The sequence below is a fragment of the Bacillus sp. ISL-7 genome (assembly GCF_018613065.1).
Genome location: NZ_JAGGQW010000076.1, coordinates 1 through 5,577 on the forward strand (window position 1 = coordinate 1; position 5,577 = coordinate 5,577).

At 43.1% G+C, this 5,577-nt stretch carries 4 protein-coding genes; all 4 read left to right on the forward strand.

The window, feature by feature from the left end:
* The first annotated feature begins 337 nt into the window (after window positions 1-337).
* On the forward strand, window positions 338-1,876 hold the full coding sequence (locus J7E66_RS27425) for an NADH dehydrogenase subunit 5 (RefSeq protein WP_215006046.1): 1,539 nt from the start codon (window positions 338-340) through the stop codon (window positions 1,874-1,876).
* Window positions 1,873-4,485 (forward strand): DUF2309 domain-containing protein, encoded by a 2,613-nt coding sequence (locus tag J7E66_RS27430; RefSeq protein ID WP_215006049.1) that lies wholly within the window; start codon window positions 1,873-1,875, stop codon window positions 4,483-4,485. The genes J7E66_RS27425 and J7E66_RS27430 overlap by 4 nt, the downstream gene beginning before the upstream one ends.
* 190 nt (window positions 4,486-4,675) lie before the next feature.
* A complete protein-coding gene (locus J7E66_RS27435; protein ID WP_215006052.1) occupies window positions 4,676-5,041 on the forward strand; it encodes a Na-translocating system protein MpsC family protein in 366 nt (121 codons plus the stop codon).
* Window positions 5,042-5,139: 98 nt separating this feature from the next.
* The coding region (locus J7E66_RS27440) for a carbonic anhydrase (RefSeq protein WP_215006055.1) at window positions 5,140-5,577 on the forward strand (438 nt) is incomplete at its 3' end.

Here is a 5,577-nt window from a genome sequence, read left to right on the forward strand (position 1 = left end):
TTTAATTGATTTCTCTAAATAAATAGATTACTTTAGCATGAGGTTAATAACTTTCTATTGACTATATGAAAAAGTAAATATATAACAAAGAGGACAACTGTAATTATACTTCCTTATTGGAAGAAAGAAAATTACATAATTAGGTAGACTATTAAAAGGCTTGGCTGGGCCCGTTAAAAGTAAACCGACAATTTTCAAAGTTTAATGGATTTATCCATTATGCTTAAAAAAATTGTCGGTTTTTTTGTTTTTAAAAATAAAACAGAAAGGAATGTAGCGTAATGAAGGAAATCGGTCAAAGTCATATTTTCAGAATGATGGTTTCTTCCATACATCGATGGGGGGAAGTAAAATGTTAATTTCTCTGCCAGAAATATTTTTTGGAGTGCTTGCCATATCGGTGCTTAGCGGGCTATTCCTGTTATACCCAAGGGTTCCGCTGTTTTTTGTTCGGCTTCACGTCGGTGTCACATTGCTGCCCCCGATCGCTGCCCTGCTGGCCCTTGTTACGAACAATGAGACCATGATTTATGGCCCTTGGCGGCTTGATTCCTTATCATGGCTGCTGGCGTTGTTTGTCCTTACCATCGGTTTTATCGTGCAGCGGTTTTCTGTTCGTTACTTACTCGGTGATCGTTCCTATCGAAAATATTTTGCTCTTATGACTATTACTACTACTGCTGATTCAGGTGTCTGGCTAAGTAATGACCTTCGCCTGCTGCTGGTTTGCTGGGGAGTTACACTCCTGGGACTGACTTTACTTATAAGATTAAAAAAAGAGTGGAGTGTTGCTAGAAACGCAGCTAAGCAATCCGGCCGTCTGTTTGCGCTAGGCTGGCTTATCCTGTTGGGAGCTGTCATCTGGATCACCCAAACCACGGGGCATTGGCAGCTGTCACTCGTCCTTACCAAAAGCAGTCTTGCACAGCTTGATTCATGGGAAAGGACTTGTATTAACCTGATGCTAATCCTGGCTGTCGTGATTCCGGCAGCACAATGGCCTTTCCAACGCTGGCTGTTAGATTCAGTAGTGGTTCCAACGCCTGTCTCTGCGGTAATGCATGCGGGATTAGTGAATGCAGGCGGAATTATTTTGACTCGATTTTCACCGCTTTTTAGCGGAGATATAACCCAAATTATTTTGGTTCTATTGTCCAGTGTTTCAGTCTTGATAGGGACGGGAATTATGCTGGTCCACGTTGATTATAAACGGCAGCTGGTCGGGTCTACAATTGCACAGATGGGGTTTATGTTAATCCAATGCGCATTAGGTGCTTATTTGGCAGCGATTATCCACGCTGTCTTACATGGTCTATTCAAATCAACCCTGTTTTTACAGGCTGGTTCTGCGCTTCATCATCATGAGGAGCCAACCTCCGGGACGCAACAGCCAACGTCATCATTATGGACAATCACTGGCGGGATTTTAGGCCTCCTGGTTGCACTAGTTCTTTGGAAGTCTTCTCCTGGAGAGGGCTATCAATTGATAAGCGCTCTTACGTTAGGATGGTCAGTTTCTTTAGCCTGGACCCAGCTAGTGGCTTTTGGATCCGGACGTATCGGGCGTATTGCAGGATTTTCTTTGGTTGCAGGTGCGGCAATTGTATACAGTTTCGTACATGATGCTTTTTATGGTGTATTACAAGATTCAATCCCGAAAGGAATTCAACCAACGGCATCAGCGGCCATTTTGCTCCTGATTATCTTATTGGCGGGAAGTGCTGCAGGTATATGGCTGGCTCGTCATCGTTCATCAACTGCCTATACTGTTGTTTATCTTTGGCTTGTCCGCTTGGGTGAACCTCAAAATGATTTGGTCGAAAGTCATCCTAAGCATTTGACACAATCATTCTTTAGAGGAGGTCATTTAAGATGAATACAACATTAGTAAAAACATTACATTGGGAAAAACAGCCTGATACCCTTGATTTTGATCTTAATGACTTGGTGAAATCTGCTAGCAGCGTCATTGCACCGCTTGGGCCTATTAACACATTTGCAGCACGCAACCCTTGGGTAGGCTTGGAGGGACAACCGTTTGAAAAAATGGCACGCCGGCTCAAAGATACTTGTGATGTAGATATCTACCCCAATGATTCCGTATTTCAGTCTGCAAAGGATCGAGGCGAGATTCATCGGGATTTTTTAGAAAAGGGGCTTCAACATTGGCTAAACTCACAGTCTTTGGAGTTGCCGCGTGAGGTTGCAGAGCGGTTTTGCCGGGCTGCACTTTTACAGAATCAACCATCTTTAAGTACTTTGGAAGCACCTGAGTTAAAAAGCATGGCAAGAAAACTAAACCGTTTTGCATCCCAATTGACCGAAAAACATTCGGTCAAAACCTATAGCCAGCGCTTGGAACAGTTGGGAAGAGTGAATACAGCTCACGAGCTTAACCGCCATATGATCAAGTGGTGTAAATTGTTTTTGGATGAGTCTCAGGCTGTCTGGTCGATGCCAAACCGGGAAGAAGGTTTCTATCATGCGTGGCGGAAACTAGTCCAGCATGACCCGGCACTTAGCCGTAAGGTACGTAAACAACTAAGTGAGCTGCCGGAAGAAGCAGACGCTGCCTTAATGGAAGTTTTGCTTATTCTCGAAATTCCTTTTTCGGAAATCCAAGACTATTTTGAAGCACATTTCCTTGCTTTGCCGGGCTGGGGGGGAATGATGCTTTGGCGCTCACAGCAATCAGCCGAAGAAAGTTCACTGCTGCTTGACTATTTAGCTGTACGAATTTCGATGGAATGGGCTTTAGTTAAACCCTATCTTCCCTTGCCAGAAAAAAGAAATGATAAAGTAAATCTAAAACCATTAATTTCAGCCTGGGCGGAATGGGGGAACCTGCCAATCAATGTTTGGTCACAGTTATCCTCTACAGAAATAAAGGCACGTTTATCCCTTGCATATCGTTTTGATACGGTTCTGCGGAGTAACCTTTGGCTTGAAGCATGGGAAAAAACATATGAAGACCAATTAAAAACGATGATTACATCCCAACAGCCTGCTGTAGCGGCAGAAAATGTAAAGCCGGCACTCGCACAATTTGTATTTTGTATAGATGTGCGTTCAGAGCCTTTTCGCCGAAAACTTGAAAAAGCAGGAGATTTTGAGACTTTTGGAACAGCGGGATTTTTCGGATTGCCGATTGAAACCTGCGAGCTTGGCAGTAACCACACGCATAACTCTTTGCCGGTAATGTTTAAACCGCAATACAAAGTAAAAGAGTATTCATCAGAGTCTGAATCCTTTCAACAACGGCATCAGGCAGTCAGTTCATTAGGTTATACATTTAAAACGATGAAACATAATCTGGTTTCCAGCATGGTGCTTCCGGAAATTAGCGGTCCTTGGCTAAGCCTGCAAACGCTGGCTCGCAGCTTTATGCCTCGGAGTGCAGGCCGGACATTAAGTAAATTGCTCGAAACATGGCTGCATAAACCATCCACGGAACTCTCACTTGACTATACGCAAAAATCGGAAACAGATCTGCCAATTGGATTTTCCGTGAAAGAAAAAGTACACTATGTACGGCAAGCACTAAAAATGATGGGACTCACCGATCAATTTGCACCACTAGTGGTTATTTGCGGACATGGAAGTCACAGCACGAACAATCCATATCGTTCCGCACTCGACTGCGGTGCATGCGGAGGAGCATCAAGCGGATTCAATGCACGGGTGCTGGCAGCCTTGTGTAATCTTCCAAACGTAAGGAAGAGCCTCGAAACAGAGGGAATTATCATTCCGAAAGATACCGTTTTTGCAGCCGCCGAGCATATTACCACACTTGATGAATTACGTTGGCTTTATGTTCCAGAACTATCAGTTGAAGCTAAGGAAGCATTTAAACGTGTCCAAGCCGAGTTGCCAAAGGTGAGTGAGGAAGCCAATGCCGAGCGGATTCCGCAATTGCCAAATCTCGGAACCCATCTCAAGAATCCGAAGGCTGAGGCGCAGCGCCTTTCAGAAGATTGGAGTGAGGTCCGTCCAGAATGGGGCTTGGCACGTAACGCTGCGTTTATCATTGGGGAACGCCGGCTGACCCAAGACTGCAATCTGGGAGGAAGAGTTTTCCTCAACAATTATAACTGGAAGAAGGATAAAAACGGTGCAATTCTCGCCAACATTATTTCCGGGCCGGCAACGGTAGCTCAATGGATTAACCTGCAATATTATGCATCTACTGTTGCCCCTCATTATTATGGCAGCGGGAATAAAACAACCCAAACCGTGACAGCCGGTCTCGGGGTCATGCAGGGGAACGCCAGTGACTTATTATCCGGACTTCCCTTGCAGTCTGTTATGAAATCGGATGAAGAGGCATATCATGAGCCACTGCGTTTGCTGGTGGTCATCCAAGCACCGAGGGGCTATGTGAAACGGATGCTGGACCACGATCATGCCTTTCATCAAAAAGTGAAAAACGGATGGATTCGGCTTGCGTCCATTGATCCGGAAGGACACTGGGAGAGTTGGTCTTAACCTCTTTCCCGGTTTATATATATATGTCCTTGTGTGAAGGCTGCTTTTCTTTTCGGCGCTTTTGTAGCAATGGTACAAAGCTTTCCGAAAGAAAGTCGTCACATGGGCGGAAAAGATTGTTTTTTAGAATATTATAGGCAATATTTGGCCATCTATGAATGTAACTTTGAAAAAAGGAAAAGGAATCGGTATGGAAAAAACAAAAGGAACACTTGAAGCTGAAATAAGCAAAGCTTTAACACATTGGGAGAAAAATTATCTTGGACGAGGCTCCGTATCTGTTAAATCGGATATCGTACGGGATATGGTGATTGTAATACTCCGCGGTATACTAACTGCTGCTGAATATACAGTATGTCTGGATAAAGAAGGATTGTTATCAGTAAAAGAACATCGCAACAGTTTAGTGGAATCCGGTCTGGATGATTTAAAAGAAATTATCTTAACGATAACAGGGGAAGAAGTAGTAAGTTTTCACACCGATATTAGTACACAAACTGGAGAACGAGTAATGGTCTTTAAGCTTTCCAGTGACCTGCAAAGCAAATTATGTTAAAAACAAAAGGATATGTTCGGACTCGCGCATTTTTCATATAAGAAAGAGTCAGGAAACTTATTTGGAACAAAATTCAAAACATTTATGGGGTGAATTTGATGTCTAGAGATGAAAAGAAAAAAGTACTATTTGTGATTGGAATGGAGCAGAAATTAGAACGATTCATTAAAGAAGAAACCAATGTCAATCCGGAAAACATGATCATTTTACAAACATATCAGCCAGTCGTTTCACACTCCTTCGACGATTTAATGAGGGACATCATTATTGCTGTGTATCAGGATAATGTTGAGGAAATCGTTGTGGTCTCCACAAATGATTATCAAAAGAATACTGGGGATATATTGAACGAAATATATAAAAACAAAGAATTACAGGACAAGATTCAAACATTAGATTATCTTTTTAAAAATTGCATGCCGGAATTTCCTGAGGGTACGGTAAGTGTATGGCTACAGGGAGGCAAAACTTTAACGGATAGCGTACAAAAAACTGTCAAGATCATACGCAATCATCCGCCTCTGCCGTCAAATGTT

Excerpts from the sequence above, each read along its gene's own strand:
- J7E66_RS27425 (WP_215006046.1), top strand. The coding sequence starts at position 338 with ATGGGGGGAAGTAAAATGTTAATTTCTCTGCCAGAAATATTTTTTGGA.
- J7E66_RS27430 (WP_215006049.1), top strand. The coding sequence starts at position 1,873 with ATGAATACAACATTAGTAAAAACATTACATTGGGAAAAACAGCCTGAT.
- J7E66_RS27435 (WP_215006052.1), top strand. The coding sequence starts at position 4,676 with ATGGAAAAAACAAAAGGAACACTTGAAGCTGAAATAAGCAAAGCTTTA.